Raw genomic sequence first — 281 nt, forward strand, 5'->3', positions numbered from 1 at the left:
CCGCGATGTTTTCCGGCCATCCCTGCCTCACCGGCGCGATCGCCAGCAACGCTGCGCAGCCGTTCAACGATCGCTACAGGATCACCGGCCAGTTCGCCGCCATTGCGCCGGCGATTTCGCGCACCGCCTATACCTGCCGGCCGCCGAAGATCGGCGTCCCAGGCGGCTTCGCCTACCGGGCCTGCGACGACAAGGACCGAGCCTTCTCTGACTTCAAGCCAGGCAAGCCGATGCCGAACGAAATCTGCGGCCTGGTCGGCGGCAAGAAATTCGACATCTGC

The 281-nt window shown here is 65.5% G+C and carries 1 pseudogene; it reads left to right on the plus strand.

Annotated elements, in window-relative coordinates:
- Nucleotides 1-281: pseudogene (locus EN818_RS32280) on the plus strand (hypothetical protein); the annotation flags it as partial.

This window comes from Mesorhizobium sp. M3A.F.Ca.ET.175.01.1.1 (assembly GCF_004791945.1).
Classification (GTDB): Bacteria; Pseudomonadota; Alphaproteobacteria; order Rhizobiales; family Rhizobiaceae; genus Mesorhizobium.